Origin of the sequence: Fontivita pretiosa, from assembly GCF_050410795.1 — a bacterium.
Lineage (GTDB): Bacteria > Planctomycetota > Phycisphaerae > Tepidisphaerales > Tepidisphaeraceae > Fontivita > Fontivita pretiosa.
Genome location: NZ_CP191258.1, coordinates 3,172,378 through 3,188,022 on the forward strand (window position 1 = coordinate 3,172,378; position 15,645 = coordinate 3,188,022).

The window sequence follows — 15,645 nt, forward strand, 5'->3', positions numbered from 1 at the left end:
GTGTCACGGGCGTCGGGCCCGTGCCAGCAGTACCCGCACGGGCATGACGCCCGTGACATGATGATGAGCGGTTGGATTGCCATTCTCGCGATCGGCTTTGTCACGCCGGGCTTCGTGCTGGCGGGGATACTGCTGGCCTCGATCCCGATCATCATCCACATCCTCAACCGCCGTCGCTTCAGAACGGTGCAGTGGGCGGCGATGACGTTTCTGCTTCAGGCGCTGCGGAAGAACCGCCGACGACTGCGCTTCGAGCAGTGGCTTCTGCTGGCGGTGCGGTGCAGCGTGCTGGCGTTGCTGGGGCTGGCGCTGGCCCGGCCGATGGGCTGCGAGCGGTCGTCCCTGGCGACGATCGCGGGGCGCCGCGCGGGGCTTCATGTTCTGATCATCGACAACAGCTACTCGATGGCCTACCAGGCCGATCGCCCCGATGCCCGGACGCACCTCGATCAGGCCAGGCTCCTGGCCAAGCGGGTGATCGACCGTTTATCGGCGGGCGGGGAGTCGGTTGTGCTGATCACCGCGTCGCAGCCTGCGGCGGCGGTGATCGCCAAGCCCACGTACGATCTGGAAGCCGCCAAAGCCGCCGTCGATCGCGTGCAGCAATCCTACAGCGGCACGGATCTGCTCGGGGCGTTGCAGAAGGCGCTGGAGATCGGGCGCGAGGAATCCGCCCAGCCCTCGCGCAGCCTCTACATTTTCAGCGATTCGACCCGCAGCGCCTGGGAAGCCCCGCCGGCCGAGGCGCTGGCGTCGCTCGGTCGCGAGCTTGCTTCGATCTACCGCATCGCGCACTTCAATCTGGCGCGCCAGGGACAGTGGAATCACGCGGTGCTCAGTGTCAAACCCACCGCCAATCTCGTCCGCGCCCAGTTCGAAAATGCCTTCCAGGCCCTGGTGCGCGGTTACGGAGCCAGCACCGAAACGCACCTTCAGTGGAAGCTGGATGACCAGCCGCTTCCCGGCGGGGGACCCATACGCCCCGAGCTGAACACGCCGCCACAGACGCAAGCGCAGGCGCAGATCCAGCAGGGCGGGCTGCATGTGATCAGCGCGAGCCTGGCCAGCGACAATCGACTGAAGGTGGATGATACGCGCTGGCGGGTGATCGACGTGGCGGCGGAGATGCGCGTGCTGATCGTCGAGGGCGAGCGGGGGATCGGCCCGCTGGCAAGTTCCGGCGCATTTCTCCAGCTTGCGCTGGCTCCGCCGAGCGAAGAAGGCGCCCGCTTCACCGCGACGCACGCACGGACCCGCAGCTACATTCTTCCGGAAGTGATCAGCGACCTGGAATTCGGCAACAAAGTGCTGGGCGAATACCGCGCTGTGATCCTGGCGGGCGTGTCGCAGCTCTCGCCGCCGCAGGCGGATCAGCTTCGCGCCTTCGTGCAGCAGGGCGGGACAGTCGTGGTTTTCATGGGCGAGGCGGTCAGCGCAGAGGCCTACAACCAGGTGTTGCTGCCGCGCGGACTGATGCCCGGTACGCTCAGTCGCCGCATGAGCGTCGCTGGCGATCAGCAGCCGTTCCACTTCGACGTGCCCCGCGGCGGACTGCATCCGCTGCTGGCGATTTTCGAGAACCAGGAGCAGACCGGCCTGCAAACGGCGCAGGTTTTCACCTACTGGCGAGTTGAGCTTCCCAATGACGGGCACGTCGAACGCGTGCTGAACTATCAGCAGCACCAGACCGCCAACGCAAACTCCGGCGGCGGGGCGGACCCGGCGATCACGGTGCACAGCCTTGGCGAAGGCCGCGTCGTCTTCGTCTCCACCACCGCCGGCGCCGAGTGGACGACCCTTCCGGCCAAGCCAGCTTATGTGCCGCTCATGCACGAGCTGATCTGCGGCAGCGTCAGCGCGGCGGACCGCTGGTTGAATCTGCTGGTCGGGCAGACGCTTCAGATCCCTCCGACCCTCAAGCTGACCACCGTGCCGACGTTGAAGGACCCGCAGCAGGCGGAGGTGGTGCTGGAGCAGACGCAGGCGCCCGACGGGCGTGCGGTCTACCGCAGCCGGCCGCTGGAAAAGCCCGGCGTGTACACGCTGACGACCGGCGCCAAGTCGATCCCGATCGCGGTGAACGTGCCCGAGGATGAGGCCGACATCCGCCCGCTCGAAGCGGCCGCGATCCAGAAAGCCCTTGGGGGGATCGATTTGTCCCTGTTCGACGAGCAGCTTCCCCCGCCCGCCGAGTCCGAGCACGCCGGCAATGACTTTGGCTGGAGCGTGATGATCCTGGTCCTGATGCTGGTTGGCCTGGAGTGTTTTTTGGCGATGAGGTTCGGGCATTACCGCAGATGAGGTGGTGCGGGAAGTCGAGCTGGAAGACGTCGGCCCGAGTCACGGGCGTCGCGCCCGCGCGGGCGATCATTGTGCGGGCGGGAGGCTCGTGACACACAGACAGCCCGTTCTGGGGATTCCCAGACAGGCTTTTTAAACGGAGACGGTTCCGGGTTAAGGGTTCAAAGTTCAGTTTTGGCATCCGAATTCGGAACCTCGGTCCCCAGACTCATGCAGCGCATTTGGGAAATCATCCTCGGCCTGGAAAAAGGCTTTCTTTCCCGCGAGGGGGAGTTCAGCGTGGCGTTCAACCCGGCCTGGCCGGGACAGAGCTACGTCGGCGCCGGGACGTGGAACTTTGTGTTGATCGCGGCGGCGGTGGCGCTGGTGGTGTGGGTCTACCGTCGCGAGGGGCGATCTCGTGGCGTGAAGATCACGCTGGGCGTCATCCGCATGACCCTGCTGCTGTTCGTCATCGCGATGCTGAATCGCCCGGTGCTGACGCTTGGGCAGAGCCGCACGGAAGCATCGGTGCTGGCCATTCTGATTGACGACAGCATCTCGATGCGGGTGCGCGACGCGGCGCTGAAGCCAAACGCCCAACCCCAGTCGCGTCTGGAAGCGGCGGTGGCGCTGCTGGCCGATGAGGATCAGAAGCTGCTTCGCGATCTGCGAAAGACGCACACGCTGCGCTTCTACAAGTTCGACTCGACGGCGACGCCCCTGGCTTTGGCGCCGGCAACCCAGCCGGCAGTGAGTGGCGGTCCGCAGGACCGGGCTGATGCGCAACTTGCTGCCGAAGTCGCAACCCTGCAAGCCCTTGAACCCGCCGGTCAGAATACACAGGTTGGCAAGTCCATCCGCGCGGTGCTGGACGATCTTCAGGGCCAGCGGCTGGCGGGCATCGTGGTTCTGACGGATGGTCGCGACACGCCCCCGCAACCGCTGGCGGCAACTCTGGCGCAGCTCAGCGACGCCGGCACCAAAATCTATCCCGTCGTCGTCGGCTCGGAGAAGATGCCGACCAACATCGCGATCCAATCCGTCGCGGCCCAGGACAGCGCCTTCAAGGGCGACATCGTGAACATCCGAGTTGCCGTCCGCGGCAGCGGGTTCTCCGCGGGGCAGGATGTGACCGTCCAGCTCAAGGACAAAAAGACCGGCAGCCAGATGCTCGACCCGTCCGGCAAGCCCGTCGAGCAGACCGTGCGGCTGGAGGCCGGCGATGCCCCGGTCGAGGCCGAGCTTCAGTTCCTGCCCAAGGATGTCGGCCAGCTCGATCTGATCATCGAGGCCGTCCAGCAGCCCGGGGAAATCGACGACGAGGACAACACGCGCGAGATCCAACTGGCGGTGCTGGATGCGAAGATCAACGTGCTGTACGTGGACGGCTATCCGCGCTGGGAGTACCGCTACATCAAGAACGAGATGATCCGCGACCGCACGATCGACATCTCGTGCCTGCTGACCAGCGCCGACCCGAGCTTTCATCAGGAGGGAGACCGCCCGATTACGCGCTTTCCCGAGAGCATCGAGGAGATGCTGGATTACGACGTGATCGTGTTCGGGGATGTGGATCCGCGGCAGTTTTCGGATTCGCAGCTACAGCTTGTGGCGGATTTCGTGGCGAAGCGCGGCGGGGGGTTCGGCATGATCGCCGGGCCACGATGGTCGCCCATCGCCTATCGCGGCACGCCGATCGAAGCGATCCTGCCGGTGAACATCGCGCGGGTACAGCCGGACCCGGGCGGGTCGATCACGCAGGGCTTCCGCCCGCTGCTGACCAAGAGCGGCGCCGACAGCTCGATCTTCCGCTTCTTCGCCGACCGCGCCGTCAATGACAAGTATCTCAAGGAAGACCTGCCCCTGATTTACTGGTATCTGACAGGGGTGAGCGTCAAGCCCGGCGTCGGCGAGGTCTACGCCGAGCACCCTGTGGAAACCGGCCCGGACGGACGCAAGGCGCCGATCCTGGTGCTGGGCCGATTCGGCGCCGGACGAACGCTGTTCAGCGCGATCGACGACTCGTGGCGGTGGCGTTACTACACCGGCGAATCGATCTTCGACACCTACTGGGTGCAACAGCTTCGTTATCTTGCCCGCAGCAAGAAGCTGGGACAGCGTCGTTTCACGCTGGCCAGTGCCCGACCCGTTTATGAGCTGGGCCAGCAGGTGCGGGTGGCGCTCCAGGTGCTGGATCCGCAGCTTGTGGGGCAACTTCCCGAGCAGATTCGCGTCGATATACAGGATGCGGCCGGGCAGCTTGTCCGTCAGGAAATGCTCCTTCGCCAGGAGAATCAGCCCGACCTGTACGTGCTGTCCTTCGCGGCCGAGCGGATCGGGCGGTTCGTGGTGAAGTTGCCGCCGATCGCTGGCGGCGCCGAAAGCGCCGAGGTACCGATCGAGGTGAGCGTGCCACGGCTTGAGCTGGCCCAGCCGCAGGTGGATCGCGTCTCGCTGGCGCGGATCGCCTCCGAGACGCGCGGGCAGCTCGTCGAGCTTTCTCAGGCTCGCGAGCTGCTGCCCACGCTCATCCCCAGCGCCGCCAGGGTCATCCCCATCGAGTCGAATCAGCCGCTGTGGGATGCCCCGCTGGCGATGCTTTTGTTCGTTTTCCTGATCACGGCCGAGTGGCTGATGCGTAAAGTGTATGGAATGCTTTAGGAGATTTCGGATTGGGAATTCAGGATTGCGGATTGAATAAGACAAATCCGCAACCCGAAATCCAAGATCCGCAATAACGACCATGCCTCCCACGATGCTGATCAACTCGCTTCAGAGTGTCCGGCGGCGCGTCAAGGTACTGGGCGTGGTGTATGGCACGGGAATCGTCCTCGCCGCCGCCGTCGGGCTGCTGCTGGCCATCTCGGCGCTGGATTACGTTCTGAATCTGCCGCCGACTCCACGACTGGTCGCGATCCTGCTGGCGGCGGGCGCGATCGTGTACGCGCTGTGGCGATGGATCGCCAGGCCGCTGGCGGCCAGGCTCTCGATCAGCGATGTGGCGGGCCGGCTGGAGCAGGCGTTCCCGCAGTTTGACGACCGGCTCCGCAGCACCGTCGATTTCCTCCGCGGCGATGTGCCCGGATCCGAACCGATGAAACAGCGCGTGATCAGCGAAACCGCGGCGCTGGCCGGGCAACTGGACCTCGCCCGCGCCGTCGTCGCCACGCCCGCGTGGTACTCGATGTCCGCGGGCATCGGCGCGATCCTGCTGGCGGGGATGCTGGCGCTGCTGGCGCCGGATTACTCCAGCATCGCGCTGCGACGCATCGTTTCCCCGTTCGGGGATGCGGCCTGGCCCAAGCGCGTGCAGATCAGCATGCTCGGGCAGGTGCCGACGCGTGTGCCGGTCGGGCAGCGCATCGAGCTGCGAATGAGACTTCAGCGTGGCGACAGCGCATCGCGGCGGGCCAGCATCTTCTATCAGTACGACGGCGGGGCTGTGCAGCGCGAGCTGATGCTCCGCGGCCCCGACGGATCGTACTCCGCGTCGCTGGATGCGCGGGTGGAATCGGGCAAGCAGGCGGCGAGCCTGCGGGTGTGGATGGAGGCGGGCGATGATCGCGTCGAGCTGCCGCCGATCACGGTGGTGCCGCGGCTGGCGATCCGGTCGGTGGAGGCGGTTCTCACCCCGCCCGCCTACGTGACCGCCCGCCCGCCGCAGACCGTCAACCTCGCCGCTGCGCCCGCGATTGTCGCCGACGGCTCGCGGGTGACGATCCGAGTCCAATTCAGCAAGCCGCTGGCTGATCCGGCGCAGGTCGAGCTGATCCCCGCCAACGACGACACGCCCGCGCCGCAGGTTGCCTGGCAACGGCAATCCAGCACCGCCGTCGCCGGCGAGTGGCTGGCGCGGCAGTCGCTGCGATTCCACATTCGCGCCACCGACACCGACGGGTTCACCAACAATGCGCTGGAGGAATACGAGCTGATCGTGCGGCCGGATCAGCACCCTTCGGTCCAGATCGAAAACCCGCGGCGAAACGAGGAGCGAACGGCGGTGTCGGTCGTCCCGCTGACGGGCGTGGTGGAAGATGATTATGGCATCGAATGGCTGAAGCTGGTGATCGAGCGTGTGGGGGGCGAGAAGAAGCGATGGGAGATCAATCTCCTGGACAACAGCGCCGCGGTGAATGGCGCCAGCTCCACCCGCGCCGAATCCGCCGCTGACCGCCTGCGGCTTCGCGTGCTCTATGCGTGGGATCTGGCCCAGTTGCAGGACGCGAACCTCAAGCCCGGCGACGTGCTGGAATACCACCTTCTGGCGAAGGACAACTTTGTGCTGGACGGGCAGACGCACCCGCCGGTCCCCAGCGGCAAGCTGCGCATCGTCATCATCAGCCAGGAAGAACTGACGTCGCGCGTGATCGATGAGCTTCGTCAGGCGAAGAATCAGATCATCGGCGTTCGGCAGGCGGTCGATCGCACGCGGCAGGAGACATCGGATCTGGCCGACGAGACACGACAGAAGGAGCAGCTTGACGCCGCCGATCGCGCGGCGCTGGATCGGTTGACCAATCAGCAGGCGACCGGCGCCTCGCAGACCAGGCAGATCGCCTCCAGAATCGATCAGCTTCGCGATCGACTGGCGGAGAACAAATCGCCGGCGCAGGAGCTGGCGGACCTGGCGCGGGATGTGAGCAGCGACCTGAACCGCGCCGCCGAAGAACCGATGAAGGAGGCAACCCGGCGGCTGTCGGAGGCCGCCCAGCCCAACGCCGCTCGCCAACAGCGCAACGATGCGATCAACCGCGCCGGCGAGGCGCAGCAGCAGGCCGATCAGCAGCTTCAGCAGGCGCTGGATCGGCTGGCGAATATCGGCACGCTCCAGCAGACGATCGACAACCTGCGGCGCATCCTGGAGGCTCAGCAACAGGTCAGTCGCGATACGCGGGAGATTGGCAAGCGCAATCTGGGCAAGACCCCCGACCAGATCAGCCCGCAGGATCGCCAGAAGCTGGACGAAGCCGCCGATCAGCAGCAGAAGCTGGCCGACCAGACCAACAAGGCGCTGGAGCAGATGCAGAACATGGCCGAGCAGATGCAGCGCAGCGACGAATCGGCGTCGCAGGCGATGAGCCGCGCCGCGCAGACCGGACGACAGCAGCAGGTCTCCCAGAACCAGCAGCGCGCCGCCCAGCAGGCGCGGCAGAACCAGCAGGCCCAGGCGCAGGCGGCGCAGCGACAGGCGGAGATCGGGCTGGAAATGATGCTCAACGAGCTTCGCGAGGCCGAACGCCACAAGCTCGCCGAGCTTCAGAAAAAGCTGGAGGAGCTCCAGAACCAGATCGCCAATCTCATCCGCCGGCAGGCCGGACACAACATCGATAACCTGAGCATTCAGGGCCCCGAGCGGCTGGCGAAGATGGAACAGACGCTGCTGGCGGAGCTGCTGATCAAGGCGGAGCGAGATCCGCAGAAGCCCGGGCCGATTCCGCAGATCGAGCAGCTCTCGGCGGCGCAGGAACAGACCGAGCGCAACACGCGCGACCTGGGCAAGACCACCGAGGCCATGCCCAACGGCGCCGGCCCGGCGTCGCACCTGACGCGCGCGGCGGCGCGGATGGAGCGGGCGATCGTGCACCTGCGCGATCGCAAGCTGCCCGACGCCTACGAGCCGCCACAGGTCGAGGCGCTGGCCGAACTCGAGCAGGCCAAGCGAGACGTCGATCAGCAGAAGAATGAAGTCGATGAGCAGATCGAGCAGCAGGACAAGGAGTCGATCCGGCAGCGATACGTGAAGATCCGCGAGCAGCAGCAGAAGCTGAATGAGGAGACGACACGGATCCAGAATGCTCGCGGACCCGACGGCGCGCTGAACCGCGCCGACGCCGTTCGCCTGGGGCAGCTTCCCGGCGAGCAGGGCAAGCTGGCCGACGAAACCAACGCCATCAGCGAAGACCTGTCCGCGCTCAGTTCCACCGTCTACGCCTGGGCGAACAAGGACATCGTCGAGTCGATGAAGGATGTGAAGGACGAGCTGGGCCGGCAGAACACGGGCGTGGCGACGCAATCGGAGCAGGCGCGGATCTTGGAGCAGCTTGACGCGATGATCCGCAACCTGGCGGTCAAGCCGCGTGACAGCCGATTCGCCCAGGAAGACCAGGGCGGTGGCGGCGGCGGGGGGCAGTCCAACGGCGGGCCGCGGCTGCCGGCCGAAGCCGAACTGCGACTGCTCCAGGACCTTCAGCGCGCCATCAACCGTAGCACCAAAGCCATTGACGCCCAGCCGCCCGAGCAGAAACAGGCCGACAAGCCGAAGCTGATCGCGCTGGGCAATCGACAGGGGGATCTTCGCCAGGTCCTGGATGAGATGCTTCAGAAAGCTTCGCAGGGCCAGATCAAGCTCGGCCCCGAGCCTGACAACCGCGACCAGCTTCCCGAGGAGGCCAGGACCGAGGACATCGAGAACCAGGAGCTGGAGAAGAACCTGCTGAACGATGTTGCGGACGAGGAAAAGAATGCGAAGCAGGCGACACTGATCGGCGACCGGATGGCGCGGTCACGGCAGCGGCTGGCGCTGAACAATGACCCCGGGCGGGTGACGCAGTTAATTCAGCAGCGGATCATCGAGGACATGGATTACCTGATCGACCAGGCAAGGCAGCAGCAGGCCGAGACGCGAAACGCCCAGCAGCGTCAGCGTGGGCAGGCGCAGCGGATGGCGCAGGCGCGTCCCGGACAGCAGGCGGATCAGGCCAACCAGCTCGGGCAGCGGCAGCAGCGCGCCGGTCAGACGCCGGCGCAGGAATCGACGCCGCCGGGTCCCGGTGGACGCGAGGCCGATCTGGCGCGCCAGATTCGCGAGTCCGCCGCCGAGTGGGGCGCGATCACCCCGCGCCTGCGCGACGCGGTGATCGAAGGCAGCAGCGAGACGATCATCCAGGACTATCGCAGGCTGATCGAGGAGTACTATCGGTCGGTCGCGGACCGCGGAACCGGGCAATAGAGTCGAAGGATCAAGGCACAAGGATGAAGGATCAAGCGTGGTAGAAGCGGGGTCGGTTCACGTGTGGATGAGGAGTGTGGTAGTTTCGCTCTTGCTGGCCGGCGTGGCGCTGGCGCAGGACAGCCCCGCGCGCCCGCAGATGCCGATTGCGCCTCGTCCCAATCAGGTGCGCGGCGACGAAATCACTGCGGCCCAGCGCGCGGCGGTGGAGAAGGGTCTGGCGAGGCTGGCGTCGCGACAACGCAACGACGGCTCGTTCGGAACCACCAATGACGGCTTCGGCGCCACCTCCGCCGTCACGGCGCTGGCGGGACTGGCGTTCATGCAGGACGGCAACCTGCCCGGGCGCGGAAAGTACGGCCAGCATGTGGAACGATGCGTGCAGTACATCCTCAACGCCGCGCAGGAATCGGGGCTTCTGGTCTCCGAGCAGGCGCATGCCGTCATGTATTCGCACGGCTTTGCGGCGCTGTTCCTGGCCGAAGTGTACGGCATGACCGCGGATGAGCAGGTCAAGGAGCGGCTTCAAAAGGCGATCCGGCTGATTCAGAAGACACAAAACCCCCAGGGCGGCTGGCGATACCAGCCGGTGCCCTACGACGCAGATATCTCCGTGACGATCTGCCAGGTCATGGCGCTTCGCGCCGCGCGCGATGCGGGCATCAAGGTCGAAAAGGAAGTCATCGACAAGGCCATCGAGTACGTCCGCGCCTGCCAGAATCCCGACGGAGGATTCAATTACCAGCTTGGCCCCGGCGGCAGCGGAAGCGCGTTTCCGCGCTCCGCCGCGGGCGTGGCGGCACTGTATTACGCGGGCGTGTTCGAGGGCGATGACCTCAAGCGGGGCCTGGATTACCTGCTCCGCTTCAAGCCCGGACGCGCCACCAACACCTCGCCCAGCTCCCACTACTTCTACGGGCAGTATTACGCGGTGCAGGCGATGTTCCTGGCCGGCGACGATTACTGGGCCCAGTGGTATCCGGCCATCCGCGACGAACTGATCAAACGCCAGGACCCCAACGGCGCCTGGAACGGCGAGATCAGTGAAGACTACTGCACCGCCTCGGCCCTGATCATCCTTCAGATGCCCAACCGGTATCTGCCGGTGTTCAGCGGCAAGGGGCCGGGAAACTGACGATCGGGACATGTTGAATGTCGAACCTTGAACGCCGAAAGTCGAACGGATCATCGCGACTGAATCGCGCGCTGGTGGTTGCGGTGTGCGCGTTGCTGCTGTTGAGCAGCAGGATCAGTCGCGCCGACGAGGCGTGGATCCTGACAACCGCGGACTTCCGCTCGGAGCGGGTGACGCTCAGCGGCATCAACGGCCAGGGCGCCATCGTCGATCAGAGCCGCAAGGTCGGCTTCGACCGGCTGCTCATGCTCCAGCGCGCCGATCCCCCCGGCAAGGAGCCGTCGCAGGGCCGGGCAAGTCCGCGGCCCGAGCCGGCCGAGACCCGATTCATCGTGGCCCTGCATGATCAGAGTCGCGCCGTCGGGCGACCCAGAGCCATCGCCGGCGAAAACCTGGTCTGGGACAACCCCACGCTTGGCGAGCTGACGTTGCCGCTGAAGTCCGTCGCCAGCATCGTTCGCGACGGGCGGGAGGATCAACTGGATGCGGCGATGAACGGCCCGGCCGGCAATGGGGACGTCCTGACCCTCAACAACGGCGACATTGTGCGCGGAATCGTCACCGCCATCACCGCTTCGTCGGTGAGTGTGCAGCAGAGCGACGGCGAGACGATTGAAGCGCCGCTGGAGTCGGTGGCGCGGGTCAGATTCGCGTCCATCGGCGTCGCGACAACGGATGGCTCGATGACGCCCTGGTTTCGTGTAGGGCTTGCCGACGGCTCGGTCATCAACGCCGCGACGCTCAGCCTCAGCCAGCAGCAGCTAAGGCTCGTGTTGCCCGGCAGCGGCATGGCATCCGGAGTTCATCGCGAGCTGCCCCTGTCGGCCGTCGTTTCGATCGAGCAGATCAACGGGCCTGTCACGTGGCTGTCAGATCTGCGCCCGGTCGAATCGGTGCAGACGTCGATGTTCGACCTCACCTGGCCGCCGAGGATGAACCGCGCCGTGGACGGCGGGCCGATCCGCTTCAACGACCGGACTTTTGCCCGGGGCATTGGCGTACACGCTTACTCTCGCCTGGTCTACCAGATCGACCCCGCCTGGCGCGCGTTTCGTACCCAGTACGCGTTTGCGTCCGGCGATTTGCCCTGGGCCAACGTCACCGTGCGGATCAGGATCGATCAGAGCATCGCGCACGAACGTGCAGACTTCCGGGCTGGCGTGCTGTCACCGCCGATCGTGCTGGACATTCCGCCGGGCGCCCGCAGGCTCACGCTGGAAGTGGATTTCGGCCGGAACCACGACGTACAGGATCGATTCAACTGGATCGAGCCGGCGTTTTTGAAGGCGCGTGCGTCGCCCGCGCCCAGCACCACGCCGACCCCCGCCACACAGCGCGCCGCCGAAGGCGCTGAGGCGAGCAACTGAGCCTGGCCGCCGGTGTGGCCGCATCACGCATCGGCGGGTTTGGGCCCGACCAGCGACAGCCCGCCGTCCATCAGCAGAACACTGCCGGTCATCTGGTTGTTCAGCGGATCGCAGAGGTAAGCGATTTGTCGGGCGACGTCCTGGGGCGTGATCAATCTGCGGATCGGCACATGCGCGATGGCGCTTTGCCGCAGGGCCGGGTTCTGCTCGAACATCCGCCCGCTCAGTCCGGCATCGACGTAGCCGGGCGCCACTTCGTTGACCAGGATCCCGTGCGGCGCCAGTTCCAGGGCCATGCACTTGCAGAGCATTCGCATGGCGGCCTTGGCGGCGCAGTAGGCGGGAATGGTCGGATGCGGCGCGTGGGCGGCCCAGCTCCCGACGAATACGATGCGACCCTGCCGGTGCTGCTCCAGCATGCGCACGGCCGCCGCCTGCGCCAGGTGAAATGCCCCGTCGAGGTTGATTCGCAGCTCGGTCGACCATTGCTCGGGTGTGATGTCGCGCACAGAGGCGACGGTGACGATGGCGGCGTTGGCGATGACCAGCGTCGGCACGCCGAGCTGGGCTTCGACGCTCCGGACCCACTGGCGAACAGCCGGCGCGTCGGCCACGTCAACGCGATCGTATCGCGCCCGCGCGCCCAGTTGTCGCAGTTCCTGGAGCAAAGGCTGGGCCTGCTCGGTGGGGCGAACATCTCCCATCGCCACGTCCGCACCTCGTCGAGCCAACTCCATCGCCGTTGCCCGTCCGATGTCTCCGATCCCGCCGCTGATGATCGCGACGTTGCCGGCCAGTGGTCTTTCCAACGGTGCTGCGGGGGTGTCTGTGCCCATATCACTCTTGACGAAAGCGATCGGGCAAGTATAGCATGGCGGTCGCTTCCGAAGGATTCGGGCACGCTCGTGCCGGTTTGCTTCGGGTTGGCAGGCATTTCCGGGTTGCCGATTCTGTGACAGTCGCGTTTGGGGGATGAGCGGAATCTGGCCGCTCATGTGATATGAGGCTGCGCCTCAGGCTTTCAGGCCCGAGGGTGCGCCCGACGCCCACGCTCCACGGCACGCTCCGCTGCATATCCGCGTCGCGCCTGGCCGCCCATGGCCTGTACACCCCAAGAGGAGACACGTCCATGCAACGGTTACTCTTTCCGCCGGAAATGGGGGCGGCCATGAGCGTGCTGTTGACGCTGGTGTTATCCTTGTCGGCGACGGGCAGGTCGGCGGGAAACGTGGTCATCGCCAACCGGCCCTTCGGCATGGACCTGGCGAGCTGGCATCCCCACGCCGACGGGTTCTTCGACGCCAGCATCGGCGAACAGATCATCGGCGTATACCTGCTGAATCAGGGGACGCAGACGATCACCAATGCATCGGCGATGGCGTCGTTTTCGCCGGGATCGGGCATCGTGCTGACCCAGCCGATGTCGCAATTTGGAGATCTGCAACCCGGCATCCCGACGCTGGGATTTTTCAAGGCCAACTTCAGCGGCGCCAGTCCGGACAAGCACGCGTTGCACCTGAATGTCAACGGAAACTCGGGCAGCTTCTCCCAGAGCACCTCGCGGAATCTGTTCGTGACCAACGACGTTCACGATCCGAACGACATCAACTCCTGGACCATGTTCGCGCCGGAGGGAAGGATCACCACGCAGGTGATCAGCGAATATGGCGGGCACAGTCCGGGCAGCATCACCGCTTTTACGGAGTTCAACTGGACGGTGGAATACAACGCGCCCTTCACCGGGCAGTTCTCGCCGTTGCCCTATGAGGATCCGTTCTGGAAGGCCTTCGCCGCGGGATTCGGAATCGGCGGGTCGGCAGTCTGGGTGGTCGGGGCGATCGTCAAGCGCTGCGGGAACGAGAAGGATGGAGACCTGCTGATCAACGTAGGTCAGGCCGAGAAAGGCGCCGGAGGGATCGGCGTGGCGCTGGACTTTGCCGACCCGTTCCGTCGCGGGCAGCAGAACACGTTTCCCGGCCCCAGCGAGCGAACCTTGCGCGAAACGGTGCACCTGACGGCCAACTACCTGACTGAGCCGGTGGTGGGCACGCCGTGGGAGGCGCAGGTGAACTGGACCTACCAGCGGATCACCGATGCCGGCAGCTACACGTTTTCCGTGAACGAGCAGGTGCAGAATCAGCATTTCACGAACACGCGGTTGCTGACGATTAACCAGGGCAGTTTTGTGCCCGGACAGGAGCTGGTTCTGACCGCCACCGCCTTTGGACCGGGAACCCTCAGCGCCGACCGCGCGATCTTCATCGCCAACATTCTGCCCGCCGACGATGCCAGCTACGACAACATCGTGCGCTCGGTGGTGATGCGTGACGACGGGCAGGGCGGGGACGTGCTGGCGGGCGATGGGATCTACACGGGAGCGACCAGCACCGCCGGCTTCCCCGCCGGGGTGCAGTTGGCGGCGTACGTGTTCGGCTTTGACATCAACAACGCGGCGGTAACCGACCCGCCCCTGGTCGCGGCGCAGGAGATTGGCGGGCTGATGATCTCGGCGCCACAATTCGGCGAGTGCACGATCGAGCCGGACTTTCGGTTCCAGATGATCAGCATCGGCACGATCAGCTCGGCATGGAACGTCGATGCCAGCGGATCATGGTCATCCGGCACGAACTGGACCAGTGGCGCCGTACCCAACGGCATCGATCACATCGCGAATTTCGGCACCATCATCACCAACTCGCGGACCGTGACGGTGGATGCTCCGCAGTGGGTCGGGAACATCAATTTCTTCTCCGCGCCTTCATATACCATCGCCGGGCCGGGCACGATTACGCTGGATGTGAGCAGCGGCACGGCGGGGATCAACGTGGGGCAGGGCACGCACGTGATCGCCGCGCCGGTGATCCTCAACGACGATGCGACGATCAACGTGGCCCCGGGGGCCGGATTGGCGCTGACCGGACCATTCAAGGCCACCGGACGAAGCATCACCAAGGGCGGCGCAGGGTCGGTGCAACTCGAGCGGATCGTCGCCGCGACGTTGAACGTCACAGGCGGCAGCGCGGTCGTCAGCACCAAGGGGATCGCCAACAGTCCGGCCGGCACCAGTCGGCTGAACACGCTCTTTGTCGCCGGCGGCGCGCGGCTGGACCTGAACAACAACAGTCTGGTCGTTGACGCCGGCAGCCTCTCAGCCGTCACGGCGCTGCTCAAGACCGGGCTGGAAAACGCCGGTTCATTTGACTGGCAGGGACCGGGAATCGGCTCGACACAGGCCAATGTCCAGAACACCACCGCCGGCAGCTTCCTGTATGGTCTGGGGGTGATCCTCAATGATCTGAGTCAAGTCGGAGGCTCCGGCCCGATCTACACCAGCTTCGCCGGGCAGACACTCACCGGCAATGAGATCCTGGTGAAGTTCACCTACTTCGGGGATGCGGATCTGTCGGGCAGCATCGACGCCACGGATTACTCGCTTATCGACAACGGCTACGTCAATTCTTTGTCCGGCTGGATCAACGGAGACTTCGACTACAGCGGCGTCATAGACGCCACGGACTATGCCCTGATCGACAACGCGTACGTGAATCAGGCCGGTCCACTGGCGCACTTTATCGTCGAGGAGCATGCGCGGTGGTTGGGCGGTAGCTATCTCCAGGCGATGCAGTTGATCCAGTCGGGTCGGATCCCTGAACCGCTGAGCTGTCTGCTGCTGTACGCAACGGCGGGATGGTTCCTTCGTGCACGAACGGGCCAACGCAGGCAGGCTGGGGCATCGCTCTGGCCGAGTGCCACAGCCTCCATTGCCCGACAGCAGCCAGCCTGCAAATGAGCAGGATTTCTTTTTGTCTCGGGGCGTGCAGCGCGGTAGGATTTTGCTACGCCGTGCTGGCCACAGCTTCGGCACGCGTTTATTCACAAGGTCGCGACCTTGAGATCTCGGGCGCACGGGG

The 15,645-nt window shown here is 65.3% G+C and carries 7 protein-coding genes; 6 read left to right on the forward strand and 1 reads right to left on the reverse strand.

Going from position 1 to position 15,645, the window contains the following annotated elements; translation table 11 throughout:
* The 5 genes from ACQS5P_RS12815 (at position 1) to ACQS5P_RS12835 (ending at position 11,734) form a co-directional block, all read left to right on the forward strand.
* Positions 1 to 2,301, forward strand: coding sequence for a BatA domain-containing protein (locus ACQS5P_RS12815; RefSeq protein ID WP_428937008.1), 2,301 nt, complete (start codon positions 1 to 3; stop codon positions 2,299 to 2,301).
* Positions 2,302 to 2,511: 210 nt separating this feature from the next.
* The gene (locus tag ACQS5P_RS12820; RefSeq protein WP_428937009.1) at positions 2,512 to 4,944 is read left to right on the forward strand and encodes a hypothetical protein; all 2,433 of its coding nucleotides are present in this window, start codon (positions 2,512 to 2,514) and stop codon (positions 4,942 to 4,944) included.
* Between the two features lie 82 nt (positions 4,945 to 5,026).
* Positions 5,027 to 9,232: a DUF4175 family protein gene (locus ACQS5P_RS12825; RefSeq protein ID WP_428937010.1), complete on the forward strand. Its 4,206-nt coding sequence runs from the start codon at positions 5,027 to 5,029 to the stop codon at positions 9,230 to 9,232.
* 67 nt (positions 9,233 to 9,299) lie between these two features.
* On the forward strand, positions 9,300 to 10,367 hold the full coding sequence (locus ACQS5P_RS12830) for a prenyltransferase/squalene oxidase repeat-containing protein (protein WP_428937011.1): 1,068 nt from the start codon (positions 9,300 to 9,302) through the stop codon (positions 10,365 to 10,367).
* Between the two features lie 17 nt (positions 10,368 to 10,384).
* A complete protein-coding gene (locus ACQS5P_RS12835; RefSeq protein ID WP_428937012.1) occupies positions 10,385 to 11,734 on the forward strand; it encodes an NPCBM/NEW2 domain-containing protein in 1,350 nt (449 codons plus the stop codon).
* 23 nt (positions 11,735 to 11,757) lie between these two features.
* Here the strand turns inward: ACQS5P_RS12835 and ACQS5P_RS12840 are convergent, their stop codons facing one another.
* A complete protein-coding gene (locus tag ACQS5P_RS12840) occupies positions 11,758 to 12,570 on the reverse strand; it encodes an SDR family NAD(P)-dependent oxidoreductase (protein ID WP_428937013.1) in 813 nt (270 codons plus the stop codon).
* Between the two features lie 293 nt (positions 12,571 to 12,863).
* On the opposite strand from ACQS5P_RS12840, the gene ACQS5P_RS12845 reads away from it, so the two are divergent.
* On the forward strand, positions 12,864 to 15,524 hold the full coding sequence (locus ACQS5P_RS12845) for a dockerin type I repeat-containing protein (protein ID WP_428937014.1): 2,661 nt from the start codon (positions 12,864 to 12,866) through the stop codon (positions 15,522 to 15,524).
* Positions 15,525 to 15,645 lie beyond the last annotated feature (121 nt).